We start from the raw sequence: 25368 nt of genomic DNA, 5'->3' as shown, positions 1-25368 counted from the left end.
TCACCATGACCACCTTCGACCTGCCCATCCAGGGCATGACCTGCGCCAGTTGTGCCGGCCGTGTCGAGCGCGCCCTGCGCAAGCTGCCGCAGGTAAGCCGCGTCAGCGTCAACCTGGCCAGCGAGCAGGCGCGCATCGAAGCGCCTGCCGATAGCCTGTCGCAGCTGATCACCACCATCGAGGGCGCCGGTTACAGCGTGCCCAGCCAGCCTCTGGAGCTGAGCATCGAAGGCATGACCTGCGCCAGTTGCGTCGGCCGCATCGAGCGCGCCCTGGGCAAACTGCCGGGCATCAGCCAGGTCGCCGTCAATCTCGCCGACGAGAAGGCGCGCCTGCAGGTGCTCGCCGGCTTCGATCCGCAGCAGGCGTTGAAGGCCCTAGCCGCCGCCGGCTACAAGGCCAGCCTGTTGGACGAGCGCCCGGCTGCGGATCAGGCGCAGCGCCGCTTGCAGCGGGAACGCCTGACCTTGCTGGCGGCCATCGCCCTGACCCTGCCACTGCTAGTGCCGATGCTGGTCGAACCCTTCGGTCTGCACTGGATGCTGCCAGCCTGGGCGCAGTTCCTGCTCGCCACGCCCGTGCAGTTCATCTTCGGTGCGCGTTTTTACCGCGCCGCCTGGCAGGCGCTGAAAGCCCGTGCCGGCAACATGGATCAACTGGTGGCCATCGGCACCAGCGCCGGTTATGGCCTGAGCCTGTACCAATGGGCCGTGACGCCAGCCGGGCAGATGCCGCACCTGTACTTCGAGGCCTCGGCGGTGATCATCAGCCTGATCCTGCTCGGCAAGTACCTGGAAAGCCGCGCCAAGCGCCAGACCGCCGGTGCCATTCGCGCCTTGCAGGCATTGCGCCCGGATCACGCGGTGCGCCTGATCGATGGACGTGAAGAGCGTGTCGGCATCGACGCGCTGGCACTGGGTGACCGGATTCTGGTCAAGCCCGGCGAACGCTTCCCGGTCGACGGCCAGGTGCTGGAGGGCAACAGCCATGCCGACGAAGCGCTGATCAGTGGTGAAAGCCTGCCGGTGGCCAAGCAGCCGGGCGACAAGGTGACGGCCGGTGCCATCAACGGTGAAGGTCGCCTGCTGGTGGAAACCACTGCCCTCGGTGCCGAAACCGTGCTGTCACGGATCATCCGCCTGGTGGAAGACGCCCAGGCTGCCAAGGCGCCGATTCAGAAGCTGGTGGACAAGGTCAGCCAGGTATTCGTCCCTTCGGTACTGCTGATCGCCCTGGCCACGCTGCTGGGCTGGCTGGCGTTTGGCGCAGCGCTGGAAAACGCCCTGCTCAACGCCGTCGCCGTGCTGGTGATTGCCTGCCCCTGCGCGCTGGGCTTGGCCACGCCGACCGCGATCATGGCCGGCACCGGCGTCGCCGCGCGCCACGGCATCCTGATCAAGGACGCCGAAGCGCTGGAAGTGGCCCATGCCGTGCAGCACATCGCCTTCGACAAGACCGGCACCCTCACCGAAGGCAAGCCGCGCATCGTCCATATCGGTCTGGGCGAAGCCAGCGGAGAAGAACTGCTGCGCCTGGCCGGCGCTCTGCAACAGGGCAGCGAACACCCGCTTGCCAAGGCCGTGCTGCAGCGCTGCGCAGAGCAGCACATCGCCCTGCCGGCACTGAGCGACAGCCGAGCGCTGGCAGGCCGCGGCATCGCCGGTGATGTCGAGGGTCGCAGCCTGCAACTGGGCAGCAGCCGCCTGCTGGAGGAAAACCAGTTACAGGCCGGCGCGCTGGGCACATCGGCGCAAAGCTGGGAAGCCGAAGGCCGCACGCTGTCCTGGCTGATCGAAACCGGCAGCAGGCCACGCCTGCTCGGCCTGCTGGCCTTCGGTGATCAACTCAAGGAAGGCGCCGCCGACGCCATCGCCGAGCTGCGCGAACAGGGCATCACCAGCCACCTGATCAGTGGCGATAATCAAGGCAGCGTGGCGGCGGTGGCCAGCGTGCTGGGCATCGACGAACCGCACGCCCAGGTGCTGCCGGCGGACAAGGCACGGCTGATCGGTGAACTGCGCCAGCATGGCACCGTGGCCATGGTCGGCGACGGCATCAACGACGCACCGGCGCTGGCCGCAGCGGACGTCGGCATCGCCATGGGTGGTGGCACCGATGCCGCCATGCATGCCGCCGGCATCACCCTGATGCGCGGCGACCCGCGCCTGGTGCCAGCCGCGCTGGATATCAGCCGGCGCACCTACGCCAAGATCCGCCAGAACCTGTTCTGGGCCTTCATCTATAACCTGATCGGCATTCCCCTGGCTGCGGCCGGCCTGCTCAACCCGATGTTCGCCGGCGCCGCCATGGCCCTGTCCAGCGTCAGCGTGGTGAGCAACGCGCTGCTGCTCAATCGATGGAAGCCGAAGGGAGATCAAATGCGATGAACATCGGCCAAGCCGCCAGGCACACCGGCCTGAGCGCCAAGATGATTCGCTACTACGAGTCCATCGACCTGCTGCCCCATGCAGGGCGCTCGGAGAGTGGCTATCGGCAGTACAGCCCGACCGACCTGCACCGCCTAGCGTTCATCAAGCGGGCGCGGGATCTGGGCTTTTCTCTGGAGGAAGTCGGCAAGCTGCTGGCCCTGTGGCAGGACAAGCAGCGCGCCAGTGCCGATGTGAAGGCGCTGGCCGAGGAACATATCGCCACGCTGTCGCGCAAGATCGCCGAGATGAGCGCGTTGCGCGATACGCTGGTGGAGTTGGCGAACGGTTGCCAGGGTAACGACCGGCCGGACTGCCCGATATTGAAGGGGATCGAGGAGGGCGTGAGCTGCGGCGCATCGAAATGCGCGCACGGAGGGACCTTGTAGCCCGGATGCAATCCGGGGGAGGCTGCGAAAACGCCCCGGATTTCATCCGGGCTACGGTTCTGTAGGAGCCCGCTTGCGGGCGATTGCTAAGCGTAAACACCATCGCCAGCAAGCCGGCTCCTGCACCCGCAGCAGATTGCGCCTCGAACATTGCCTCAGCGCATCCAGGGCGGTATGGGTTCGGCGTCCTTGGGTTCGTCGTCAGCGTTGAGCAGGGCCTGCTTCTTCGCTTCCTCAGCCAACGCGGCCTTGATCTCGCGCATCACTGCATCGATATCGGCGGCGTCTTCCGGTTCGGCGAACTCGCCGGTCAGCTGCGTATCGGGCTGCAGTTTTCCGGCCTCGTAAAGCGCCCACATTTCCTTGGCGTACTTGGTGTACCTGAGCTCGGGGGCGAACTGGCCGAAGTACTCGGCCATGTTGCGCACATCGCGCTCGAGCATGCTGAAGGCATGGTTGTTGGCGGCAGCGTCCACGGCCTGCGGCAGATCGATGATCACCGGTCCCTCGGGGCCGAGCAGCACATTGAACTCCGACAGGTCGCCATGCACCAGGCCCGCGCAGAGCATCTTGACGATTTCCTGGATCATGAAAGCGTGAAATTCACGCGCATCATCCGGATGCAGATCGACGTCATTGAGCCGCGGCGCAACATCACCCTCGCCGTCGCCCACCAGCTCCATCAGCAGCACACCATCGAGAAAGTCATAAGGCTTGGGCACCCGCACACCGGCACTGGCCAGGCGAAACAGCGCCGCCACCTCGGCGTTCTGCCAGGCCTGCTCCTGCTCCTTGCGCCCGTACTTGCTGCCCTTGGCCATGGCCCGCGCCTGCCGGCTGCCACGTACCTTACGGCCCTCCTGATACTCGGAAGCCTGGCGAAAACTGCGTTTGTTGGCTTCCTTGTAGACCTTGGCGCAGCGCAGCTCATCGCCGCAGCGCACCACATAAACCGCTGCTTCCTTGCCGCTCATCAGCGGTCGCAGCACCTCGTCCACCAGGCCATCTTCGACCAGGGGTTCAATACGTTTGGGCGTCTTCATCGGTGTGGATCACGGGTCCTTTTTGGCCAGGGGCGGGACGTTCAGAGGCCATCCTCTCACAGCGCGGGGCAGATGCCGACTCCCAGCGCTCAGGCACTGACCAGATGACGCCTGAGCGCCTCGATGGCATAGCGTACCTTGGCCGGTTGGGCATCGCGTCGTGGCGTGACGATATACAGGCCGATGGGTTCGAGTTGCCAATCCGGCAGCAGCGGCAACAGCTCGCCGCGAGCCAGCAGTTCACGGACTTCCGGCTCCGGCTGCAGCGACACGCCCATACCTGCCAGAGTGAACTGACGCGCAGCCAGGATGTTATTGCAGCAGATGCGCGTCTCCAGCCGCAGGCGCCGCTGCACTTCAGCGGGGCCATGCAAGGTCAGGTGATGGCTGCGCTCCAGATGCAGGCCGATCCAGTCGAGCTTGAGCAATTGCGTCGGCTCGACTGGTAAACCGGCGCGAGCCAGGTAGGCCGGAGCGGCGCACAGGATCATGCGCCAGTCGGTCACGTGACGGGCCACCAGGCTGGAGTCCTCCTGGCGGCCGACACGGATGGCGAGATCGATACGCGACTCGATCAGGTCGATCTGCTCATCATGAAAGAACAGGCTCAGGCTCAACCCCGGATGAGCGCTGAGCAACGGCGCCAGCGCTTCGCTCAGCAGCGGCCCGGAAAACCCGGCCGGAGCAGCCACACGCAACTCGCCCACCGGCGCATCACGCTGCTCGGCCAGGCGCTGCCCGGCTTGCTCGGCCAGTTCGACTATCTGTCGGCAGCTTTCATAGAACTGCGCGCCCGCCTCGGTCAGGGTCAGCTTGCGCGTGGTGCGGTGCAGCAGCGTGACGCCAGTGGCTTCCTCCAGCCGGCGAATCTGCTGACTGACCGCCGAAGCCGTCATGCCCATGGCTTCGGCAGCCGCCACCATCGATCCCCGTTCCACCACCATGGCGAACAACGCCATGCGTTTGAGCTGCTGCATTGTGAAGCCCTGCTTAATTATCCAAGTGCATCAGGCCACTTTTTCCGGTGTTTATCCAGCAGCGATCATGTGTTCACCTTCACTGCTCGAGATTACCCCCATGAAAATCGCACTGATTGGCGCCACGGGTTATACCGGCGCACCGCTGCTGCAAGAGGCACTGGGCCGCGGTCATCAGGTCACCGCGCTGGTACGCCATCCGCAAAAACTGAGCGCACACCCGCAACTCACCGTCGTTCAGGCGGACGTCCACGACAACGCCGCGCTGGCTCAGCAGCTACAGGGCCACGACGCGGTGATCAGCGCATTCAACCCGGGCTGGGGCGTGGCGGACATTCGCGAACAATTCATCGCCGGCAGCCGCTCGATCGTCGCGGCGAGCAAGCAGGCCGGCGTCAAACGCCTGCTGATGGTCGGCGGTGCCGGCAGTCTGTACGTCGCCCCCGGCATGCAACTGATCGACACCCCGGACTTTCCGGCCGAGTACAGGGAAGGCGCCGAAGGTGCACGCCAGGCGCTGAACATGCTGTGTGAAGAGTCGGAGCTGGAGTGGACCTTTCTCTCGCCAGCCGCCCTGCTCGTCCCAGGCCCACGCACCGGCAAGTTCCGCCTGGGTCGTGACGAGTTGCTGATGAACGGCGAAGAGCCGGGTAGCATTTCGGTGGCCGACCTGGCCGTAGCACTGCTGGACGAAGTCGAGCAACCGCAGCACATCCGTCAGCGCTTCACCCTGGCGTACTGAGCCTCGCCGACGCCTGCCGCAATGCGGCAGGCGCCAGGACACACGTAGCCCAAGAGGATTTTGCATGACCCTATTCAGCAGCAGCGCCTTCGTCGCGACCGACACCCCCGCGCGCTATATCAGCCGTCTGTGCAAGCACTTCGCACACAAGATTCCGGTCAGCTTCGACGAGCAGCAGGGCAATATCGAGTTCGGCGCCGGCCTGGCGACCTTGCAGGCAGAACACCAGGGCTTGCGTCTGCGGGTTGAAAGCGCCAGCAGTGAAGACCTGCAACGCCTGGAGGGCGTCGTCGGCAGCCACTTCGAGCGCTTTGCCTGGCAGGAGGCGCTGACCCTGGACTGGCAGCCCAACTGATCCCTCACAGCGCATCCAGCCGGGCGCGCAAACGGCGCAGCACCGCCAGCGACTGGGGGTTGTCGCCATGCACGCACAGACTGTCAGCCCGCAACCGCAGCGGTTTGCCGTCGATATCGGCGAAAGAATCGCCGCTGGCGATGGCCAGCGCCTGGCCGAGGATGCGCTCTGGATCCTGATGCACCGCGTCACTGAGCCGGCGTGGCGCCAGTTGGCCATCTGACAAGTAGGCGCGGTCGGCGAATGCCTCGAACATGAGCGGTACATCGGCTTCGTCGGCCAGGCGCAGCTCCCGATCATTGTCTGCCAGCGCCAGCACCATCAGCGGCAGGCCCTTGCGATAGCTGGCACAGGCATCGAGTACCGCCGTCAGCAACGCATCATCACGCACCAGATCGTTGTACAGCGCGCCATGTGGCTTGACGTAGGCCAACTGGCAACCAGCCGCTCGGCAAAAGCCATCCAGTGCCCCCACCTGATACAGCACCAGTGCGCGGACTTCCTCCGGCGAGCACTGCAGATGACGCCGACCAAAGCCTTGCAGATCCGGATAGGAAGGATGCGCGCCAATGCTCACGCCATGCGCCACGGCCAGCTCGACGCTGCGCGCCATGATCAGCGGATCGCCGGCATGGAAGCCGCAAGCCAGATTGGCCTGATCGATCAGCGGCATGGCCAGAGCATCGTCGCCCATGCGCCAGGCGCCGAAGCCCTCGCCCATGTCGCAGTTCAGGAGAATGGGGTTCATGCCGGCAGCTTAGAGCGCCTGGAAAGCCTGCGTAAAGCCCGCGCCACATTCGAGAATCAGTCGCATTTACAAAATTTACACTTGCCTGCAGGCCAACCACCACGGCCTTTCCAGCCGGACACCCTGTCCATCAGTATCATTCGCAATTGAACCTTATATGCAAATCACTATCATCCCGGCCATCTGCACCGTTCCGACTGCACCCTCTTACTGCCAGGAGTAGATCGATGTCCGCCCTCAATTCCCGCACCGCCTTGGCCAGCGCCATTGCGCTGGCCGCCAGTTTCGGCGCCCAGGCCAACGAGCCTATCGCCCTGGGCGATGTGGTCGTCAGTGCCTCCGGCTTCGAACAGAAGATCACCGAAGCCCCCGCCAGCATCAGCGTGATCAGCCGCGAGGAGTTGCAGCAGAAGCGCTACAACAACCTGGCCCAAGCGCTGGGTGACGTCGAGGGTATCGACATCGGCCAGGGCACCGGAAAAACCGGTGGGCTGAACATCAGCATCCGTGGCATGCCCAGCCAATACAGCCTGATCCTGATCGACGGCCGCCGGCAGAACGCCGCCGGCAACGTCACGCCCAACGGTTTCAACGAGACGTCCACCAGCTTCATGCCGCCGCTGTCCGCCATCGAGCGTATCGAAGTGATTCGTGGGCCCATGTCGACCCTTTATGGTTCCGACGCCATGGGTGGCGTGATCAACATCATCACCCGCAAGGTCGGCAAGCAGTGGACCGGCTCGTTGACCCAGGATTACACCTATCAGGAACATCGCGATTTCGGCGATACCCGCAGCACCAGCGTCTATGCCAGTGGTCCGCTGGTAGACGACCTGCTCGGCCTGCAGATACGAGGCAGCCTGTTCAATCGTGAAGAGTCCGACCTGAGCTACGGCAATGGCGTTGATGTCAGCAAGCGCGGCCCATCTCCGGTCGATGGCGGTACCAACAATCTGGGCGCACGCCTGACGCTCACCCCGCACGAGAATCACGACTTCGGTCTGGACATCGAGCGCAGCCGCCAGAAGTACAACAACGACGAGTGCCAGCTCGGCAGTCTGGATGGCTTGAACCGCAACTGCACGGCCAGCGCCACCACCGCCAACGGCTATGCCGACGAGCTACGCTTCGAGCGCGAACAGATTGCCCTGACCCACAGCGCACGACTGGGCTTCGGCACTCTGGATTCCAGCCTGATGCACAACCGTACCGAAACCATCGGCCGCACCATTCCGGGCAATGTGATCGGCAACAGCTCCGGCATCCCGGGCACGCTCATCGGTGACGACCGCGATCTGGAAACCACCAATCTGGTTTTCGACAGCAAACTCGTGGCGCCAATTGGCGAATCGCACATTGCCACGCTCGGTGGCCAGTGGTGGAAAGCCGAAATGACCGACGGCATCGCGCTGGATGATTTCGAGCAGAAAACCTGGGCACTCTTCGCCGAGGACGAGTGGCGCCTGCGGGATGATCTGGCGCTGACACTGGGCGCTCGCTATGACGACCACGAAGCCTTCGGCGGCCACGTCAGCCCGCGCGCCTATCTGGTATGGAACACAACCGACAACTGGACGCTCAAGGGCGGCATCAGCCGTGGCTATCGCACGCCGGATCTGAACGACCTGCACAGCGGCATCAACGGTGTAACCGGCCAGGGCACCATCATCACCATCGGCAACCCGGACCTGGAACCCGAAACCACCACCAGCACCGAGTTCGGCGTGTACTTCGACAGCCTGGCCGGCTTCAATGCCAACGCCACCCTGTTCCACAACAAGTTCAAGGACAAGATCGCCACCGGCGACCCGGTCGCAGACCCGCTGTGCGCTGGCAACACCGGTGGCACCTGCGCCCAGCAGATCAACATCGACGAAGCCGTGACCCAGGGCCTTGAACTCGCTGCAAGCTGGAACTTCGCGCCGGCCTGGACACTTTCAGGCAATTACACCTACACCGACAGCGAACAGAAAAGCGGCGACAACAAGGGCGAACCGCTGACCAATACTCCCGAGCACCTGGCCAATGCCAAGCTCGCCTGGCAGACCACTGACCGCCTCAACCTCTGGCTCAAGAGCGAGTACCGAGGTGAACGTGCCCGATTTACCTCCAGGTACGAAAATCTGGCCAACGCCAATGGCAGCTACTCCACCAACCAGTCGATCTACGACACGCTGGGCAAGAACACCAAGGCCTATACCTTGTTCCACCTGGGTGGCTCGTTCAAAGCCTCGGAAAACGTCACGCTCAACGCCGCTATCTACAACCTGCTCGACAAGGACTTCGTCAAGGGCAAGGCCTACACCACTTACGCCAATAGCGGGGCGGCCAATGGCACGGCCTACGGGACGGACTATATCCAGAGCACCCAGTCCACCACTGGCGTGATGGAAGAAGGTCGTCGCCTGTGGCTGTCGGCAGTGGTCGAATTCTGACCACAAGCGCAAAAAGCAAAACGCCCACACGAGGTGGGCGTTCATCACGCGGCAGCGCGGGCCTGTCACCCGTAGGGTGCGTTGCGCGCACCTGCACTATCAGTGCGGTGCGCACGGCGCGCCCTACGCGGCATGGTCTCCAGGCTACGGTAGCAACCTGAGGGTGCGGCGCCTTACAGGTAGTAGGACTTCAGCGGCGGGAAGCCATTGAACTCCACCGCGCTGTAGCTGGTGGTGTAGGCACCGGTGGACAGCCAGTACAGGCGGTCGCCGCTGGCCAGGTTGAGCGGCAGGCCGTACTTGTAGTTCTCGTACATGATGTCGGCGCTGTCGCAGGTCGGCCCGGCGATCACCACCTCTTCCATCTCGCCCTTCTTCTCGGTCCAGATGGGGAACTTGATGGCTTCGTCCATGGTTTCGATCAGGCCGCTGAACTTGCCCACGTCGGCATAGACCCAGCGCTCGACCGCAGTACGCGACTTGCGCGCCACCAGCACCACTTCCGAGACCAGCACGCCAGCGTTGGCGATCAGCGAGCGGCCCGGCTCGAGGATGATTTCCGGCAGTTCGTCGCCGAAGTCTTCCTTGAGGAAGCGGGTGATTTCCTCGGCGTAGGTTTCCAGGTCATTGGTACGCTGGATGTAGTTGGCCGGGAAACCGCCGCCCATGTTGATCATCTGCAGGGTGATGCCGTCTTCTTCCTTGAGGCGCTCGAAGATCACCTTGACCTTGGCGATCGCGGCGTCCCAGACGTCGATATCGCGCTGTTGGCTGCCGACATGGAAGGAGATGCCGTAGGGCACCAGGCCCAGTTGCTTGGCCAGGATCAGCAGGTCCAGGGCCATGTCCGGCTGGCAGCCGAACTTGCGCGAGAGCGGCCAGTCGGCGCTGGTGGAGCCTTCGGTGAGAATGCGCACGTAGATCTTCGAGCCCGGCGCAGCCTTGGCGATGTTGCGCAGGTCGGCTTCGGAATCGGTGGCGAACAGGCGCACGCCCTTGTCGAAGAAGTAACGGATATCGCGGGATTTCTTGATGGTGTTGCCGTAGCTGATGCGCTCCGGGCCAACGCCGGTGGCCATGACCTTGTCCAGCTCGTAGATCGAGGCGATGTCGAAGCTCGAGCCCTTGTCGCGCAGCAACTCGATGATCTCGCTGGCCGGGTTGGCCTTGACCGCGTAGTAGATCTTGGCGAACGGGAAGCAGTTGCCCAGTTGATCGTAGGCGTCACAGATGATCTGCCGGTCGATCACCACGAACGGGGTTTCGTGCTGATCGGCGAACGCCTTCATGCGCTGGAAAGTGGCGGGTGCGTAGTAGTCTTCGACCTTGATCGACATGCTGGGGACTCCAATGGCAAAACCGGGAACACATTGATTCGGGCAGCAGAACCGCTTACAGGTTCCGCTACGTGTCGGGGCTGGCCGCGCTTAACACAGGCCTGAACGTCTGACAGTTTCCCCACTTTGGTTCGCCTACTTCCCAAGGCATGTCGCCGAGCATCACCGGTACCGACCATTCGCCGGCCGGCAACCTCTCGTCGTCAGTACTTGAGCCGGATGGATCGTTTCCAGCATGGACGTTCGGGCGCGGACTTTAAGACCATGCGTCCCTCAGATCAACCGGAAATTCTTCCTAATTTCATCTCGTTCCGGATATCACACAAAACGTCCTAAAATGCTGAACAGGCGGGGCTTTCAGCCAGTTTGGCGCAGCTGTGTTTCAGTGCCATTGCAGCACCAGTTCGTCCACCTGGGCGAAGCCCTGCAGATGGCGCCTGAGCAGCTCCTGCAACTCGTCGAGTTCGGCCGCACTCGGCGCGGTGCAGGTCAGCTGCAAGGCCTCGTCATCGGCCTGCAGCACGCACTCGCCGATGGAGAAACGCAGCAGGCCTTCGTGCTCGCTCCAGCGCGCCTCGATCTTGTGCGAAAAGTGCTTGCACAGGCGGCCAAGCAGGCGTGGCGCCTGGCTGCTGGGAAAACGGCTATGGCTATTGGGCATGAGGTGAGACTTCCTTGAGCAGAGGACTATCGGCCAGCACCAGCGGCTGGCCGAGCGAGCAGCGTTCGATACGTGCTTCGATGGCGTAGGCGCGGCGCAGCCATTGCGCATCCAGCACCTCGGCGGGAGCGCCGAAACGGTAAGCCCCGTCCGGCGCCAGCAACAGCAGGTGACTGCAGAACCGCAGCGCCAGATTGAGGTCATGGCAAGCCACCAGAGCGATGGTGCGCTCCGTGCGGCAACGCTCGGCGACGCAGTCGAGCACGCGCAGTTGCCAGTGCAGATCGAGCGCGCTGGTGGGCTCGTCGAGCAACAACAGTTGCGGCTCGCCGACCAGCGCCTGCGCCAGGCCAAGCAGTTGCCGCTGCCCGCCGGACAGGCGATCCATGCGCTGCAAGGCCAGATGCTCGATGCCCAGGCGCTGAAGAATCGTTTCGACCCGTACCGTCAGCTCGTGCGAAGCAAGCTGCGGACAACGCGCCCGCGCCGCCGCCAGCAAACTCTCATACGCCAGCAGCGACACCGCCTGTGGCAATTGCTGCGGCAGGTAGGCCACCTGCACCTGCTGGCGCCAGGGCGGCACACCGCTCAGCGTCGAATCACCCAACCGCGCTTTTCCCTGGCACGCCTGCAAACCGGCAATGGCGCGCAACAGCGACGATTTTCCGACGCCGTTCGGGCCGAGCAGGCCAACCAGGCTGCCGGCTTCCATGGCAGGCAGGCTCAGATCCTGCAAGATGCTGCGCGCGCCATAGCTCAGCCCCAGCCCCTCGATCTGCAGGCTCATAAGCTGCGCCCCCGCGCCAGGATCAAACCAATGAACAGCGGCACTCCGATCACGGCAGTGACCAGCCCCACCGGCAGGATCACCCCGGGCAGCAGCGCACGGCTGGCCAGGGATGCCAGCGACAACAGCAAGGCACCGGCCAGCGCACTACCGGGCAGATAGAAGCGGTGATCCTCGCCCAGCAACAGGCGCGCCACGTGCGGCCCGACCAGGCCGATAAAGCCGACCTCGCCGACGAATGCCGTGGCCACGCCGGTCAGCAGGCTGACCCGCAACAGCACGAAGGTGCGCAGGCGGCCGACGCGAATGCCCAGGCTACGCGCCTGTTCCTCACCGCCGCGCAGGCTGGTCATCGCCCAGGCCTGACGCAGCGCCAGCGTCAGGCACACGGCAAGCACCGCAGTCACCAACCCCACACGCTGCAGATCGGCACGCGCCAGGCTGCCGAGGGTCCAGAACACAATCTGCTGCAGCGCATCGGCATCGGCGAGAAACTGCAGCAACCCGACCAGCGCATTGATCCCGAACAACAGGGCGATACCGAATAGCACCAGGGTATGCAGCGCCTCCCCCAGCACCCGCGCCACCATGAGCAATAGCAGGCAGGAGATGAAGGCGCAGACGAAGGCCGCCAGCGGCAGCAGCAGGTCGGCGCCGAGCCCGCCCAGATTGGGCCGCAGCAGGATCACCAGCGCAGCACCGAGCGTCGCCGCCGCGCCGACGCCAAGCGTGAAAGGGCTGGCCAGGGGGTTGTTCAGCGCCGTCTGCATCTCCGCGCCAGCCAGGCCCAGGCTGGCGCCCACCACCAGCGCCATCAGCGCGTAGGGCACGCGAATCTCTAAAATGATCACCGCCTGCGCGGCGTCCAGATGCTGCGGCTGCAACAAGCCATGCGCCACATCCCACCAGCTCAGGCCAGCCGGGCCGGTGGCCAGATCGGCGATGAAACTGGCCAGCAGCAACGCCGCCAGCACGCCCAGGCAAGCCCAGCGCCGCAACAAGGTTCGCCGGTAGCCGATGCGCAACGCCTGCTGCGCACTCACAAGCTGATCCAGTACTGGCCGTCCAGCGTCACCGGCTGGAACTCACGGTAGAAGTGTTCCAGGGTGCGCTGCGGATCGAGATCGACAAAGGCTTCGGGATACAGCCACTTGGCGAACACCTGCACCGCCACCACGTTGAACGGACTGTTGTAGAAGCCATGCCAGATGGCATGCGCCCTGCCCTCGCGTACGGCGCCCAGATGCTGCAGGACGCCGCGTCCGAGCAGGTGCCTGAGCGAGGCCTGCGCCGCATCCGCCGTCACGCCCGGCCCCAGGGCGATATAGGGCGCGTCCTCAGCCAGGCTGTCGGCCGAGCCCACGGCGCTGGCGATGTACAGTTCGGGCGGCTGGCTGAGCAGCAGCTCCAGGCTGAGGGTGCCGGCATGGCCGGGCAGACGCTCGCGGGCGATATTGTCGCCGCCGGCCTCGGCCAACAGATCGGCGAACATGCCGCGCGCCATGCTTTCGCAGCAGCCCTCGCCAAGGCCGGCGCGGCTGTGCAGAAACACCTTGGGCGCGGCGCCTTGTGGCAAGCGTTCACGCACCGTAGCCAGCGCCTCGGCATGCGCCGCGTTGAAGGCTGCGGCACGCACCTCACGACCCAGCGCCTGGCCGAGCAGGGCCATGCTGCGCGGCGTGTTCAACAATGGCTGCTCGCGGAAATCAACGAACAGCACCGCCACTCCGGCGCGCTGCAGTTGCTCGATCAGCCTGCCCTGCGTGCTGTCCGGGCCATGCCCGGACAGGCTGAAAATGGCCAGATCAGGGCGCAGCGTCAGTACCTGCTCCAGGCTGAAAGTATCGGCCGCGCCCTGGCCAATGCGCGGCACCTTGGCCAACTCGGGAAAGGCCTGCTGGTATTGCCGCGCGCTGCCGGGATCGACCAGCGCCAGATCGGCAGGCATGCCCACCAGGCGCTCCAGCAACTGCTCGCCTTCAAGAATGGCCAGCACCGGCAACAGACGGCCCTCGCCCAACACGATGCGCTCGACGCGCTCGGGCACCTGCACCTCACGCCCGGCCAGATCGATCAGCACCTGCGCCTGTACCGGGGCCAGCAACGCCAACCCCAGCATCACTGCAGCAATTGCTCGCCCCATCAGATTCGCCATGCCAGGCCCAGACGCAGCTCACGGCCTGGCTCGTAGGAGCCACGGATACCCTCGTAGTCCGGAATGTGCTCGAAGTCCTCGTTGCTGGCGTGATCCAGGTACTGCTTGTCCAGCAGGTTCTTCAGCGTCAGGGTCACCGTCAGGCTCTCAGGCACGGCCTGCCATTCGGCATACAGGTCGTGCACGCCGTAGCCTGGCTTGGAGACATCGCCGACACCGGTGTGCAGGGTGTCGATGCCGCGCACGAAGCGACCCTGCCAGCCGAGGTTGAGATTGTCGCTGGCACGGTAGTCGGCAAAGGCGGTCCAGGTGTCGCCGAGGCTGGTGCCCAAACCGTTGTATTCGTAGACGTTGAGACGCTCGCCATCCAGACGCGCCTCATTGCGGTGGTAGCTCAGCCCCAGGCTGAGCTGCTGCCAGTGGTAGGCGGTGCTGAGCAGCACACCCTTGCTCTTCAGGTCACCGACGTTCTCATACAGATTGGGCCGGCCGATGGGGTCGGCGATGGCATCCTTGATCCGGGTGACGTAGGCCTTGCCGCTCAGCTCCCAGCCACCGTCGCGGTAGTCGAAGCCGACCTCGTCGGTACGCGCCTTCTCGGCTTTCAGGTCCGGGTCGTTGCCGGATACATCGAGCTTGAAGGCATCACGCACCTGCGGCCCGCGCAGCGCCCGCGCCTGGCCGGCGAAAACAGCCAGTTCGGGAGTCAGCTGGTAACGCAACCCCAGGTTGGGGCTGATGCCTTCCTCGGTGAAGTTCTGCTTGTCGCGGTCGTCGAGCTTGTAGCGGTCGTAGCGCAGGCCGGCGTCGAGCTGCAGACGCGAGGTGATCTGGTAGCGGTCCTGCAGGTAGACACCGAGCACTTCGCCGTCTTCGTGATCCAGCTCGCGGTCACCCTCTGGACCAAGGGTGGTGCGATCATCACGCAAGTCGACGCCATAGGTCAGCTGATGCGCGCCGATACGGCTGGTGTTGCGCAGGTCGAACCCCGTGCTGCGGGTATCGCCGAAGTACAGACCGAAGCGGCCGTCCTGCTCCAGCTCGTTGGTGGTGTGATAGGTGGTCAGCTCGACATCCAGCAGGTCGTTGTTCACGGGCTGCCAGGCGTAGTTGAGCGTCCAGGTCTCGCGTTCGGTGCTCAGCGGATACAGGCGATTGAAGCTGCTCGGGATCCACTGCGGGCGCTGGCTGCGCTCGCCTTCATCAATGCGCTTCTCGTAGCTCAGGCGCAGGGTCTGCTCCTCAGTCAGCTTGCCCACCAGCTTGGCGAAGCCGAGTTTCTGCCGCGATGCAGTGCCGAGCACATCATCGTTGTTGCCGTCTTCAAAGTCGTTCTGATCCTGGTAGGTGGTCATGGCCAGCGCCGACCAGTTCTCGTTGAAACGGCCGAACACACTGGCGCTGCTCTTGTAGCCCTCGCCATTGCTGAAGTAGCCGGTCTTGAGCAGCGCACCGAGCTGCTCGCCATCGCGCAGCAAGTCGTCCGGGTCCTTGGTGACGAAGCGGATCGCGCCGCCCAGCGCGCCCGGCCCGGCTGTCGCATCGCCGGTGCCGGCCTGGACTTCGGCGCGTTTGAGCAGTTCCGGCTCGATGCCGATGCGGCCCGTATGGTGGAAGGTCTGCCCCGGCTGGCTGGCGCCGTCGATGCTGATGTTCAGCAGGGTGTCCTCCAGGCCGCGCAGGTAGAGCTTCTGCGCCACGCCGGGGCCGCCGGCCACGGACACCTCGGGATTGGACTCGAACACTTCCTGCAGGTCGCTGGCCTGGTAACGCTGCAGTTGCTCGGCCTCGACGCTCTCGTTGCGGTCGATGGCGGCGGCGGTGATCTCCTGCGCCTGCAACTCCAGCGCGGTATCGGCGCCGTGCGCCTGCGCGGCGAGCAGGCTGGCAAAGGTTATGGCGCCGAGCAGACTCAGGCGATAAGGGCAGTGCGGCATGATCGATCCTCCCCAGGAAAGATGTGAATATTTCGCATTTGCGAATTCTCATCACAAGCACCCAGGCAGGGAACCACTTTTACAACTGTTACACCGCCGTGCGCGGCAGGCGGATGTCCATGAGCAAACCGCCACCGGCGCGATTGCTCGCCCGAATGCTGCCACCAGTGGCGCTGACCTGGCGCTGTGCCAACGCCAGGCCGAGGCCGAAACCGGCGCGCTCGCTGCCGCCGCGAAAGAACGGCTGGAAGATGCGCTCCAGCCATTGCTCGGCAACGCCCGGGCCCTGATCGGCGACCCGCAGCAGCCAGGCGCCATCCTCCTCGGCCAGGCTGACCTCGATCTGGCCGCCCGCCGGGGTGTGGTCGAGCGCATTGCGCACCACGTTCTCGATGGCCTGGCCCAACGCCCGATTACTGCTGCCATGCAGCGGCGCGCTGTCGGGCATCTGGCAGAGAATCTGCCGGTCCGGGTACTCGAAGCGAGCATCGTCGAGGATGCTGTCGAGCAGCTCGGACAGGTCCAGGCTCTCGTCGCGCAGCTCGGGTCGTTCGTTTTCCAGCCAGCTCAGGGTCAGCGCGTCCTCGACCAGGCGACGCATGCCGGCGCAGTCCTCGCGGATGCGTTCGAGCAGGCCGACCCGGTCGCTGCCTTGCTCGGCCAGGCTCACCGCCATCTCGATGCGCGTCAGCGGCGTGCGCAGCTCGTGGGACATGTCCGCCAGGCGCTGACGCTGATCGATGATCAGTTGCCCGGTGCGCGCGGCCATGGCGTCGAAGGTCTCCGCCAGGCGCGCCAGCTCGTCATTGCGCGAGCCCAGCAGCGAACGCACGCGCACGTCCAGGCGGCCGTCACTGAACTGCCGGGTGGCCTGTTCCAGGCGACCGAGCGGCTGCATCAGGTGGCGGTAGAGCACCAGGCAGACGATCAGCATCAACACCAGTGGCACCACCAGTTGCAGCAACAGCTTGGCGTAATGCCAGTTGAGGCCGGGGCGCATGCGCTGCGGCAGGATGATCAGGAAATGGGTCCGGCCGTCGGCGAACGGCAGATCCATGATGGGGTTTTCCTGGAAGTACAGGTGAATCTTCCAGCTCACGTCGCGGCCCAGGCCGAAGCCCTCGTAGAAGCGCTCGTTGAGCACGCTGCCGGCCAACGGTCGCACCTCGGACTCGACCACTGCCGCCCAGGTCTGCTCCTGCTGCTGCAGGGTAGTGAGCCAGCGCGCCAGGGCTTCATGATCGCCAGCGCGGTACATCGCCTCGGCCTGCTCGCCGTAGTGGCGCAGGGTGCGCTGATGTTCGGCGTCGATGAAGCTCATGCGCTCCTCGGTCTGCCAGGCGACGCGGGCGATGATCCAGAACAGCAGCACGCTGCCCAGACCGATGACCAGGCACAGCTTCCAGAACAGGCGCCGGTTCATGTGAAGGCGTAACCACGGCCGTGCAGGGTCTGCAGCCGGTCGGCGCCCAGGCCGGCCTCGCCCAGACGGCGACGGATACGGCTGACGTGCATGTCCAGGCTGCGGTCGTACTGGCTGTACTCGCGCTCCAGCGCCATGCGGTACAGGTAGGGTTTGCTCAGCGCCTCACCGCGATGGCTGACCAGCAACCAGAGCAGGCGGAACTGCAGTGGCGTCAGCGCCAGGTCGCAGCCTGCGACCCGCGCCTGCTGGGCGTGGCGGTCCAGTTGCAGTTCGTCGACCTGCAACTGTTGCGCCTGGCCGCCGCGCGCACTCTCCTGCGGGCGCGTGCGGCGCAACACGGCGTCGATGCGCAATTGCAGTTCGGTGATGTTGAAAGGCTTGGGCAGGTAATCGTCGGCACCATGGCGCAGGCCGCGAATGCGCTCCTCCTCAGCCCCGCATGCGGTGAGCATGATCACCGGAGTCTGCTGTTGCTCGCGCAGGCGCCGCAGCACGGAAAAGCCATTGACGTCCGGCAGCATCACGTCGAGCAACAGCAGATCCGGCGACTCACGCAGCGCCGTCTCCAGGCCCGCCTCGCCCAGATGACAGGCGCTGGTGGCGTAACCCTGACCGCGCAGCAGCTCGCCGAGCTGGGCGGCCAGGGTGCGATCGTCCTCGACGATCAGGATGCGAGCCAGGCTGGCGGTCATGTGGGTCACTCAGGGCGATTAAAGCGAATGATTCTCATATATAAAAATCACTTCGGCAACCCTGACCCATATGGCGCGTCTTGCTCGGGTCAATACACGTCACGACGATAGCGACCCTCCTCGATCAGCGCCTGCACCGCCTCGTCGCCGAGCAGGTCGCGCAACGCCGCATCCACACCGCCGGCCATGCCCTGCAGGCTGCCGCATATGTAAAGGGCAGCCCCTTCGTCCAGCCAGGCACGCAGGCGCTCGTGCTGCTCGCGCAACAGATCCTGCACGTAGCGCTTGTGCGCCTGATCGCGGGAGAACACCAGATCCAGATGCTGCAGCTCGCCGGCGGCCAGCGCCGTCTGCAGCTCGTTGCCACAGAAGAAGTCGCAGGCGCGGTTACGCTCGCCGAACAGCAACCAGTTGCGTGCCTGCCCTTCCAGAGTACGAGCCCGCAGCAGCGCACGCAGCCCGGCCAGGCCGGTGCCATTGCCGATCAGGATCAGCGGACGATCGTCGTCCGGCAGGTGGAAGCCGCTGTTGCGCCGTACCCGCGCCAGCACCTGGCCGCCCTCCGGCAGATGCTCGGTCAGCCAGCCAGACCCCAGGCCGAGGCTGCCGTCGTCCTGCATGGCCTGACGCACGATCAACTGCAGCACGCCATCGGCCACCACCGAGGCAATGGAGTATTCACGCGTACCCAGCGGCACCAGCGCATCGATCAACGCCTGGGCATGCAGGCCAACCAGGTGAGCGAAGCTGTCCGGCAACTGCCGTTGCGCCAGGGCTTCACCCAGGCTCGTCGTCTGCCCATCGAGCGTCACCGGCTCGAGGCCGTCGAAACCGGAGTGCTGCAGCCAGGCCTGCACCCGCGCAGGCGCATGCCGTGGGCGAATTTCCAGGATGTCGCCGGCCTGCCAGGTGCTCTGCGCCGGCGGCGTCAGGCCAATGAAGAACACCGGTGCGCCCTGGCTGCACGGGTTGAGCAGGCGCCGTTCGGCCAGCGTCCAGTTCTGCCAGGGCAGTTGTTCGAAGCGAATCGGCGCGGCGCCGGTCAGCTCGCTCAACTGCTGCTGCCAGCGCTGCAGCGCGGCCTGGTCAGCGCCATCGACTTCGATGCTGTCGAACAGCCGCTGCGCGCCCTGCAAGCCCAGCCAGTCGTTGATACGCCGGGCAAAGCCGCAGAAGTGCTGATACTGCCGGTCACCCAGCGCGAGCACGGCATAGCTCAATTGTTCGAGTGGCAGCGAGCCACCCAGCACCTTGCGCTCGAAGCCCTGCGCGGCATCCGGCGCCTCGCCGTCGCCAAAGGTGCTGACCACGAACAGCGCCTTCTGCGCATGGCGCAGGCTGTCGGCATCGACGCGCGACAGCGGCTCGACCCGCACCGCAATGCCGGCGGCCTGCAACTGCCCGGCGCTCTGCCAGGCCAACTGCTCGGCGAAGCCGCTCTGGCTGGCGAAGCCGACCAACCAACCGTCACCGGCATCGTCGCCCTTCAACGCAGCGCGTGCCGCCAGCGCCGCGCGCTTCTTGCGCCGGCGATCCAGATACAGCAGCCAACCGGTAATGAAGAACAGCGGCATGGCCCCGGTGGCCAGCATCATCAGAATGCGCCCCGGCATGCCGAAGTACTCGCCGACGTGCAGCGCGTAGATGCTGGCCAGCAGCTGCGCCTTGAAGCTCTTGTCGGCGTAGCGTTCATGGCGGCTGACTTCACCGCTTTTCGGATCGATCTGGAACTGGTTGAAGGCACGCACATGCTCGGCGCCATCGAGCATGTAGAAAACCGTCGCCGGCTGCCCGGCCACCGGCGGCAGGCGCAGGTTCCAGGCCACCAGCTTGGGTCCGGCAGTCTGCTGGATGCTCTGCCACACCGCGTCGTAGTCGACTTCCGGCGCGGGGCCGCTGGGCGCCTGGCGGCCGCCACGGCCACGCTCGCTGCGTTGCTCGGCCGGGGTATCGGAAAGCATGCGCGTCAGCCCTTCGCGGTACCAGTCATAGGACCAGTAGAGACCGGTGAGCCCGGCGCAGAGGTAGAACAGCAGCGCCCAGGTGCCCACAACGGCGTGCAGGTCCCAGTTGAAGCTGCGACCTTTCTTCCTCCAGTCCAGAGTCAGCCAGGTGCGCCAGCTCAGGGCCTGGCGCGGCCAGCGCAGGTACAGGCCTGACAGGCAGAAGAAGATCAGCGCAATCGTACTGGCAGCGGTTATCTGCTTGCCCACTTCGCCCATGGACAGGAAGCGGTGCAGCATCAGCATCAGGTGGAAGAAGTCCTGGCCAACGGGCTCGGCCAGGACTTCACCAGTGTAGGGGTCGAACACGATGCGCGGCCCACGCCGCTCGCCCGGCGGAGGTACAAGAAAAGCGGTGCCCGGCCCGTCATGGCGACTATCGACCCACAACCCGGTGACGCGATCAGCGGTAGCGGCCTCGATCTTCGCCGCCAGCTCGCCGGGCGGGAGATGCCCCTGTGCGCTGGGCTGGATCTGCCAGCGCTCGGCGTTGAGCGCCCGGGTTATCTCGCCCTCGAAGCTGTAGAGAGCACCGGTGATGCCCATGATGACCAGCACCAGGCCGGCGCTGATGCCGAAGAACCAGTGCAACTGGAAGATGATTTTCTTGAACACGACGGAGCCACCCTTGCCCTGACCCACTGCGACGGGCGGCCACTCTATATGGGAATAATTTTCATAACCATTCATTTACGCGTTATTTACGCATCCGCAAACTGGCCGAGTCGCGTCGCCTGCCGGCGCACTTGAAAGCCGATAGTCGTGCCTCCGCCAGAGCTCGCAGTTATCGGTATAATCACGCGTTTTACGGGTGCCAAGGCACCCTCAACGACTCCATCCAGGCACGTATTCATGACCACCCAGGCCGCAGAAGTCGCCAAGCGCCGTACCTTCGCCATCATTTCCCACCCTGACGCCGGTAAGACCACCATCACCGAGAAGCTGCTGCTGATGGGCAAGGCCATCGAGGTCGCGGGCACCGTGAAGTCGCGTAAATCCGACCGCCATGCCACTTCCGACTGGATGGAGATGGAGAAGCAGCGCGGCATCTCCATCACCACCTCGGTGATGCAGTTCCCCTACCGCGAGCACATGATCAACCTGCTCGACACCCCCGGCCACGAAGACTTCTCCGAAGACACCTACCGCACCCTGACAGCAGTGGACAGCGCGCTGATGGTGCTCGACGGCGGTAAGGGCGTCGAGCCACGTACCATCGCCCTGATGGACGTGTGCCGCCTGCGCGATACGCCCATCGTCAGCTTCATCAACAAGCTCGACCGCGACATCCGCGACCCCATCGAACTGCTCGACGAGATCGAGGCGGTGCTCAACATCAAGGCAGCGCCGATCACCTGGCCGATAGGCTGCTACAAGGACTTCAAGGGTGTCTACCACCTGACCGGCGACTACATCATCGTCTACACCCCGGGTCATGGCCACGAGCGCACTGCAGTCAAGATCATCGAGAAGCTGGATTCCGACGAAGCTCGCAACCACCTCGGCGACATGTACGAGCGCTTCGTCGAAGAGCTGGAACTGGTGCAAGGCGCCTGCCATGAGTTCGAACCTGAAGCCTTCCTCAAAGGCACGATGACCCCGGTATTCTTCGGCACCGCACTGGGCAACTTCGGCGTAGACCATGTGCTCGACGCCGTGGTCGACTGGGCGCCGCGCCCACTGCCACGCGCGGCCAACGAGCGCACTGTGGAGCCGACCGAGGAGAAGTTCACAGGCTTCGTGTTCAAGATCCAGGCGAACATGGACCCGAAACACCGCGACCGCATCGCCTTCATGCGCATCTGCTCGGGCAAGTACACACAGGGTATGAAGATGCGCCACGCGCGCCTGGGCAAGGACGTGCGCGTCGGCGATGCCCTGACCTTCTTCTCCAGCGAGCGCGAGCACCTGGAAGAGGCCTACGCCGGCGACATCATCGGCCTGCACAACCACGGCACCATCCAGATCGGCGACACCTTCACCGAAGGCGAAAACCTGGGTTTCACCGGCATCCCGCACTTCGCCCCGGAACTGTTCCGCCGCGTGCGCCTGAAGGACCCGCTGAAATCCAAGCAGCTGCGCCAGGGCCTGCAGGAGTTGGCCGAGGAAGGCGCCACCCAGGTGTTCTTCCCCGAGCGCAACAACGACATCATCCTCGGTGCGGTCGGTGTGCTGCAGTTCGACGTGGTCGCCAGCCGCCTGAAGGAGGAATACAAGGTCGAGTGCGCCTACGAGGCGATCAACGTCTGGTCGGCCCGCTGGATCGAGTGCAGCGACGAGAAGAAGCTCAAGGAATTCAAGGACAAGGCCCATGAGAACCTCGCCGTTGACGGCGGCGGCCACCTCACCTACCTGGCCCCGACCCGCGTCAACCTCAGCCTGATGGAAGAGCGCTGGCCGGAGGTCAAATTCCGCGCCACGCGCGAGCATCACTAAAGGCTCAAACCTGTAGGAGCCCGCTTGCGGGCGATCAGCTTCTGAATCACGCTTGACCCTGATCGCCGGCAAGCCGGCTCCTACGAAGAGCACTCGCTGACCAACAAACTACCGTGCTCGCAGGTACAGAGCAGCCGTGTCGTCGCGGGATCAGCCAGCAGGTATTCGGCGATTGCCGGCTCCAGCTCGGTGCGTATGCGCCGTGCCAGAGCCCTGGCACCGAAGCGGATGTCATGCTCGCGACAGAGCCAGGCGCGGGCACTCCGCTCCACGTGTAGCGAGCGACCCTGACGACCCAGGCGCTGATTGAGCTTGTCCAGCTCGATGTTCAGCAAGGCATCGAGCCACTGCTCGTCGACATGTTCGAACACCAGAATGCGGTCGATACGATTGAGCCATTCCGGCTCGAAGCGCTCATGCAGCCTCTGCTCCAGCAATGCGGCCTCGCCTCTCGGCGCCAGCCCCAGCCAACGTCGCCAGCCACGCGTGAAGCGCTCACGGTAGCGCTGCGCCTGGTGCGCGCCGATGTTGCTGGTCATGAAGATCAGGCTGTTGCGAAAATCCAGGGTGCGACTGCCGGCGGTCAGGGTCAGACGGCCATGTTCGAGAATGCCGAGCAGGCTCCGCAGCACTTCGGCACTGGCCTTCTCCAGTTCGTCGAACAGCACGATACCGGGCCGCCCGAAACTGCCGGCAATGGCTTCGGCATCGAACAGCGTGGTGCCCTCCTTGCTGCCGACGTAACCAGGCGGCGCACCGGTCAGGGCGGCGGCGTAGTGCTCCTGGGCCAGGGTGTGCATGTCGATCCGGCACAAGGCATCGACGCGGCCATGAATGGCCTGCGCCAGCAGGCGCACGATCTCGGTCTTGCCGACGCCGGTCGGACCCATGAACAGGTTCACCGCCAGTGGCCGCTCGCGCTCGCCGATATCGGCCTTGACCACCTTGAGCATGGCCTCGACCTGCGCCAGCACCGCGTCCTGGCCGACGATGCGCGAACGTAGCAGGGCCATCACGGCAGCGGGTTCAAAGAGGAAACGTGATTGCAATCGTGCGACGGAGACTTCGTCCAGTCGGTGGCGATTGTGTTCAATAAGGTCGTTTACGAAAGGCATGGGACGATCACCGGTAGGGTGCGCCGTGCGCACCAATGGTTCTCACGGTGCGCACGGCGCACCCTACACCGCCCGCTCCTTGCCGGAGTGCGGCAACTCACCCACGGGGCAGTCGGCCACGCCGATGCTCGAGCGGGTCAGCTTCTCCACGTCCTCCTGGGCCTTCTGCGCGTCCAGCACCCAGGTGCGGTAGAACTCGAAGGGGCAATCGGCCACGCCCTTGTCGCCATCACCGGAGTTGTAGACGCCGGTGTAGCCACGGTGCAGCAGCTTGAACAGATGGTTCTGCGACTGGTCGTTGGCCCGCGCATCACGGATCTGCGACACCGACAGCTGGGCGTACTGGATGCCCATTTCCTCTTCACCGCATTCGCCCAACGTCCGGCCGTCGAAGCCGATCAGCGCCGAGTGGCCGAAGTAGCTGTACACGCCGTCGAAGCCGGTGGCGTTGGCCACCGCCACGTAGCAGTTGTTGGCCCAGGCCATGGTCTTGGCCATCAACACCTGCTGGTCCTTGGCCGGGTACATGTAGCCCTGGCAACGCACGATCAGTTCGGCGCCCTTCATCGCGCAGTCACGCCAGATTTCCGGGTAGTTGCCGTCGTCGCAGATGATCAGGCTGATCTTCATGCCCTTGGGGCCTTCGGAGACGTAAGTGCGGTCGCCTGGATACCAGCCCTCGATGGGACACCAGGGAATGCATTTGCGGTAACGCTGGACGATCTCGCCCTGGTCGTTGATCAGGATGAGGGTGTTATACGGTGCCTTGTGCGGGTGCTCTTCGTGACGCTCGCCGGTAAGCGAGAAGATGCCCCAGGTCCTGGCCTCGCGGCAGGCGGCGGAGAAGATAGCCGTTTCCTCACCGGGGATGGTCGCGGCGGTGGCCATCATCTCGTCCTTGTCGTACATGATGCCCATGGTGCTGTACTCAGGGAACACCACCAGATCCATGCCGGGCAGGCCGAGCTTCATGCCTTTGATCATTTCGGCGATCTTGCGCGCGTTGTCGAGCACCTCGGCCTTGGTATGCAGGCGCGGCATCTTGTAATTGACGACGGCGACGCCGACGGTATCAGGGCTGCTGGAAATATCGCCGTGGCGCATGGCTGTATATCCTCCGGTTGACTGCGGTTTGTGGGAGCGGCTTCAGCCGCGAAATTCTCTCTGGGTCGCCGGTTATCGCGGCTGAAGCGCAATGCCGCCCAGCCGCTCCTACGGAACGTTCTGCGAACTGGATTCCCGCCTTCGCGGGAATGACGGTGAAAACCCACGTCATCCCCGCGCAGGCGGGGACCCAATAAACAGCCTCAGTGGCTGATCATCCACGGCCGTGCCGATGGACTGGCCTTGAGTCCGTGGGGGTTGGCCTTGGTCCGCTCGACCGGTTTGTTCGGGCCGCAGCAACTGCAGCCGGCCGGGTGCTTGCGGTTGGCCTTGTACTCTTCGAGGCTCTGCGGCGCATGGGCGCTGCGCTCGTTGGTTTCATGGGCGCGGCGCTGGCTGCCGGCCATGCTGGCCAGACCCGGGGCACTGAGGATCACCCGCTCGCTCGGCGCGTCGCAGTAAGGGCAGGCGCAGGCGGCGTCGCGCTCGGCCATCGGCCGCAGCACGGTGAAATCGCCACAGCTCGGGCAGTCGTATTCGTAGATGGGCATCGGAGCGCTCCTCGGGGAAGATAGGACGACGGCGCATTGTGGGAGGCGC

Annotated in this window: 21 protein-coding genes; 6 read left to right on the top strand and 15 right to left on the bottom strand. The window is 64.6% G+C overall.

Going from position 1 to position 25368, the window contains the following annotated elements:
* Positions 1 to 5 precede the first annotated feature (5 nt).
* Both ACN0X6_RS14515 and cueR read left to right on the top strand, forming a co-directional pair.
* Entirely contained in the window at positions 6 to 2387 is a 2382-nt protein-coding gene (locus ACN0X6_RS14515) for a heavy metal translocating P-type ATPase (RefSeq protein WP_417704933.1), read from the top strand.
* Positions 2384 to 2815: a Cu(I)-responsive transcriptional regulator gene (gene cueR / locus ACN0X6_RS14510; protein WP_417704932.1), complete on the top strand. Its 432-nt coding sequence runs from the start codon at positions 2384 to 2386 to the stop codon at positions 2813 to 2815. The genes ACN0X6_RS14515 and cueR overlap by 4 nt, the downstream gene beginning before the upstream one ends.
* Positions 2816 to 2970: 155 nt before the next feature.
* Here the strand turns inward: cueR and ACN0X6_RS14505 are convergent, their stop codons facing one another.
* The gene (locus ACN0X6_RS14505) at positions 2971 to 3858 is read right to left on the bottom strand and encodes a PA4780 family RIO1-like protein kinase (RefSeq protein WP_417704930.1); all 888 of its coding nucleotides are present in this window, start codon (positions 3856 to 3858) and stop codon (positions 2971 to 2973) included.
* 89 nt (positions 3859 to 3947) lie between these two features.
* Positions 3948 to 4835 (bottom strand): LysR family transcriptional regulator, encoded by an 888-nt coding sequence (locus tag ACN0X6_RS14500; protein ID WP_417704928.1) that lies wholly within the window; start codon positions 4833 to 4835, stop codon positions 3948 to 3950.
* 100 nt (positions 4836 to 4935) lie between these two features.
* Between ACN0X6_RS14500 and ACN0X6_RS14495 the strand changes: the two genes are divergently transcribed.
* Positions 4936 to 5577: an NAD(P)-dependent oxidoreductase gene (locus ACN0X6_RS14495; RefSeq protein ID WP_417704927.1), complete on the top strand. Its 642-nt coding sequence runs from the start codon at positions 4936 to 4938 to the stop codon at positions 5575 to 5577.
* A gap of 64 nt (positions 5578 to 5641) precedes the next feature.
* A complete protein-coding gene (locus ACN0X6_RS14490; protein ID WP_417704925.1) occupies positions 5642 to 5932 on the top strand; it encodes a DUF2218 domain-containing protein in 291 nt (96 codons plus the stop codon).
* A 4-nt stretch (positions 5933 to 5936) separates the two neighbouring features.
* Here the strand turns inward: ACN0X6_RS14490 and ACN0X6_RS14485 are convergent, their stop codons facing one another.
* The gene (locus tag ACN0X6_RS14485; RefSeq protein ID WP_417704923.1) at positions 5937 to 6680 is read right to left on the bottom strand and encodes a 5-oxoprolinase subunit PxpA; all 744 of its coding nucleotides are present in this window, start codon (positions 6678 to 6680) and stop codon (positions 5937 to 5939) included.
* 227 nt (positions 6681 to 6907) lie between these two features.
* On the opposite strand from ACN0X6_RS14485, the gene ACN0X6_RS14480 reads away from it, so the two are divergent.
* Positions 6908 to 9115, top strand: a complete 2208-nt coding sequence (locus ACN0X6_RS14480) for a TonB-dependent receptor domain-containing protein (protein ID WP_417704921.1) — start codon at positions 6908 to 6910, stop codon at positions 9113 to 9115.
* A gap of 173 nt (positions 9116 to 9288) precedes the next feature.
* Here ACN0X6_RS14480 and ACN0X6_RS14475 read toward each other — a convergent pair whose 3' ends face one another.
* The 9 genes from ACN0X6_RS14475 to ACN0X6_RS14435 all read right to left on the bottom strand — a co-directional run bounded on the left by ACN0X6_RS14475 (position 9289) and on the right by ACN0X6_RS14435 (position 20728).
* A complete protein-coding gene (locus ACN0X6_RS14475; protein ID WP_417704919.1) occupies positions 9289 to 10452 on the bottom strand; it encodes a type III PLP-dependent enzyme in 1164 nt (387 codons plus the stop codon).
* Positions 10453 to 10834: 382 nt separating this feature from the next.
* A complete protein-coding gene (locus tag ACN0X6_RS14470) occupies positions 10835 to 11113 on the bottom strand; it encodes a DUF2218 domain-containing protein (protein ID WP_417704917.1) in 279 nt (92 codons plus the stop codon).
* Positions 11103 to 11900 carry an ABC transporter ATP-binding protein gene (locus ACN0X6_RS14465; protein ID WP_417704915.1) on the bottom strand — a complete coding sequence of 266 codons (798 nt, stop codon included), beginning with the start codon at positions 11898 to 11900 and terminating at the stop codon, positions 11103 to 11105. Before ACN0X6_RS14465 ends, ACN0X6_RS14470 begins: the two co-directional genes overlap by 11 nt.
* Positions 11897 to 12943, bottom strand: a complete 1047-nt coding sequence (locus ACN0X6_RS14460; RefSeq protein WP_417704913.1) for a FecCD family ABC transporter permease — start codon at positions 12941 to 12943, stop codon at positions 11897 to 11899. Before ACN0X6_RS14460 ends, ACN0X6_RS14465 begins: the two co-directional genes overlap by 4 nt.
* Entirely contained in the window at positions 12940 to 14043 is a 1104-nt protein-coding gene (locus ACN0X6_RS14455; protein ID WP_417704911.1) for an ABC transporter substrate-binding protein, read from the bottom strand. Before ACN0X6_RS14455 ends, ACN0X6_RS14460 begins: the two co-directional genes overlap by 4 nt.
* Entirely contained in the window at positions 14043 to 15992 is a 1950-nt protein-coding gene (locus tag ACN0X6_RS14450) for a TonB-dependent receptor domain-containing protein (protein ID WP_417704909.1), read from the bottom strand. Before ACN0X6_RS14450 ends, ACN0X6_RS14455 begins: the two co-directional genes overlap by 1 nt.
* 88 nt (positions 15993 to 16080) lie before the next feature.
* On the bottom strand, positions 16081 to 17415 hold the full coding sequence (locus tag ACN0X6_RS14445; RefSeq protein WP_192980044.1) for a sensor histidine kinase: 1335 nt from the start codon (positions 17413 to 17415) through the stop codon (positions 16081 to 16083).
* Positions 17412 to 18110 (bottom strand): response regulator transcription factor, encoded by a 699-nt coding sequence (locus ACN0X6_RS14440; RefSeq protein WP_079784596.1) that lies wholly within the window; start codon positions 18108 to 18110, stop codon positions 17412 to 17414. The genes ACN0X6_RS14445 and ACN0X6_RS14440 overlap by 4 nt, the downstream gene beginning before the upstream one ends.
* An 89-nt stretch (positions 18111 to 18199) precedes the next feature.
* On the bottom strand, positions 18200 to 20728 hold the full coding sequence (locus ACN0X6_RS14435) for a PepSY domain-containing protein (RefSeq protein WP_417704906.1): 2529 nt from the start codon (positions 20726 to 20728) through the stop codon (positions 18200 to 18202).
* A 237-nt stretch (positions 20729 to 20965) separates the two neighbouring features.
* On the opposite strand from ACN0X6_RS14435, the gene ACN0X6_RS14430 reads away from it, so the two are divergent.
* Positions 20966 to 22549 (top strand): peptide chain release factor 3, encoded by a 1584-nt coding sequence (locus ACN0X6_RS14430; protein ID WP_417704904.1) that lies wholly within the window; start codon positions 20966 to 20968, stop codon positions 22547 to 22549.
* An 80-nt stretch (positions 22550 to 22629) separates the two neighbouring features.
* Here ACN0X6_RS14430 and ACN0X6_RS14425 read toward each other — a convergent pair whose 3' ends face one another.
* The 3 genes from ACN0X6_RS14425 to ACN0X6_RS14415 all read right to left on the bottom strand — a co-directional run bounded on the left by ACN0X6_RS14425 (position 22630) and on the right by ACN0X6_RS14415 (position 25319).
* Positions 22630 to 23664 (bottom strand): AAA family ATPase, encoded by a 1035-nt coding sequence (locus ACN0X6_RS14425; RefSeq protein ID WP_417704902.1) that lies wholly within the window; start codon positions 23662 to 23664, stop codon positions 22630 to 22632.
* A gap of 63 nt (positions 23665 to 23727) precedes the next feature.
* Positions 23728 to 24768, bottom strand: coding sequence for an aliphatic amidase (locus ACN0X6_RS14420; RefSeq protein ID WP_417704900.1), 1041 nt, complete (start codon positions 24766 to 24768; stop codon positions 23728 to 23730).
* A 203-nt stretch (positions 24769 to 24971) separates the two neighbouring features.
* Positions 24972 to 25319 carry an FmdB family zinc ribbon protein gene (locus ACN0X6_RS14415; protein ID WP_417704898.1) on the bottom strand — a complete coding sequence of 116 codons (348 nt, stop codon included), beginning with the start codon at positions 25317 to 25319 and terminating at the stop codon, positions 24972 to 24974.
* Between the last annotated feature and the right edge of the window lie 49 nt (positions 25320 to 25368).

This window comes from Pseudomonas sp., assembly GCF_048269965.1.
Taxonomy (GTDB): Bacteria; Pseudomonadota; Gammaproteobacteria; order Pseudomonadales; family Pseudomonadaceae; genus Aquipseudomonas.
The sequence above is the reverse complement of the archived record's forward strand: the minus strand, read 5'-3'. Positions and strand labels throughout refer to the sequence as shown.

What these genes read in the sequence shown, in the direction of transcription:
- ACN0X6_RS14515 (WP_417704933.1), top strand. Translation starts at nt 6, where the DNA reads ATGACCACCTTCGACCTGCCCATCCAGGGCATGACCTGCGCCAGTTGT.
- cueR (WP_417704932.1), top strand. Translation starts at nt 2,384, where the DNA reads ATGAACATCGGCCAAGCCGCCAGGCACACCGGCCTGAGCGCCAAGATG.
- ACN0X6_RS14505 (WP_417704930.1), bottom strand. Translation starts at nt 3,858, where the DNA reads ATGAAGACGCCCAAACGTATTGAACCCCTGGTCGAAGATGGCCTGGTG.
- ACN0X6_RS14500 (WP_417704928.1), bottom strand. Translation starts at nt 4,835, where the DNA reads ATGCAGCAGCTCAAACGCATGGCGTTGTTCGCCATGGTGGTGGAACGG.
- ACN0X6_RS14495 (WP_417704927.1), top strand. Translation starts at nt 4,936, where the DNA reads ATGAAAATCGCACTGATTGGCGCCACGGGTTATACCGGCGCACCGCTG.
- ACN0X6_RS14490 (WP_417704925.1), top strand. Translation starts at nt 5,642, where the DNA reads ATGACCCTATTCAGCAGCAGCGCCTTCGTCGCGACCGACACCCCCGCG.
- ACN0X6_RS14485 (WP_417704923.1), bottom strand. Translation starts at nt 6,680, where the DNA reads ATGAACCCCATTCTCCTGAACTGCGACATGGGCGAGGGCTTCGGCGCC.
- ACN0X6_RS14480 (WP_417704921.1), top strand. Translation starts at nt 6,908, where the DNA reads ATGTCCGCCCTCAATTCCCGCACCGCCTTGGCCAGCGCCATTGCGCTG.
- ACN0X6_RS14475 (WP_417704919.1), bottom strand. Translation starts at nt 10,452, where the DNA reads ATGTCGATCAAGGTCGAAGACTACTACGCACCCGCCACTTTCCAGCGC.
- ACN0X6_RS14470 (WP_417704917.1), bottom strand. Translation starts at nt 11,113, where the DNA reads ATGCCCAATAGCCATAGCCGTTTTCCCAGCAGCCAGGCGCCACGCCTG.
- ACN0X6_RS14465 (WP_417704915.1), bottom strand. Translation starts at nt 11,900, where the DNA reads ATGAGCCTGCAGATCGAGGGGCTGGGGCTGAGCTATGGCGCGCGCAGC.
- ACN0X6_RS14455 (WP_417704911.1), bottom strand. Translation starts at nt 14,043, where the DNA reads ATGGGGCGAGCAATTGCTGCAGTGATGCTGGGGTTGGCGTTGCTGGCC.
- ACN0X6_RS14450 (WP_417704909.1), bottom strand. Translation starts at nt 15,992, where the DNA reads ATGCCGCACTGCCCTTATCGCCTGAGTCTGCTCGGCGCCATAACCTTT.
- ACN0X6_RS14445 (WP_192980044.1), bottom strand. Translation starts at nt 17,415, where the DNA reads ATGAACCGGCGCCTGTTCTGGAAGCTGTGCCTGGTCATCGGTCTGGGC.
- ACN0X6_RS14440 (WP_079784596.1), bottom strand. Translation starts at nt 18,110, where the DNA reads ATGACCGCCAGCCTGGCTCGCATCCTGATCGTCGAGGACGATCGCACC.
- ACN0X6_RS14430 (WP_417704904.1), top strand. Translation starts at nt 20,966, where the DNA reads ATGACCACCCAGGCCGCAGAAGTCGCCAAGCGCCGTACCTTCGCCATC.
- ACN0X6_RS14425 (WP_417704902.1), bottom strand. Translation starts at nt 23,664, where the DNA reads ATGCCTTTCGTAAACGACCTTATTGAACACAATCGCCACCGACTGGAC.
- ACN0X6_RS14420 (WP_417704900.1), bottom strand. Translation starts at nt 24,768, where the DNA reads ATGCGCCACGGCGATATTTCCAGCAGCCCTGATACCGTCGGCGTCGCC.
- ACN0X6_RS14415 (WP_417704898.1), bottom strand. Translation starts at nt 25,319, where the DNA reads ATGCCCATCTACGAATACGACTGCCCGAGCTGTGGCGATTTCACCGTG.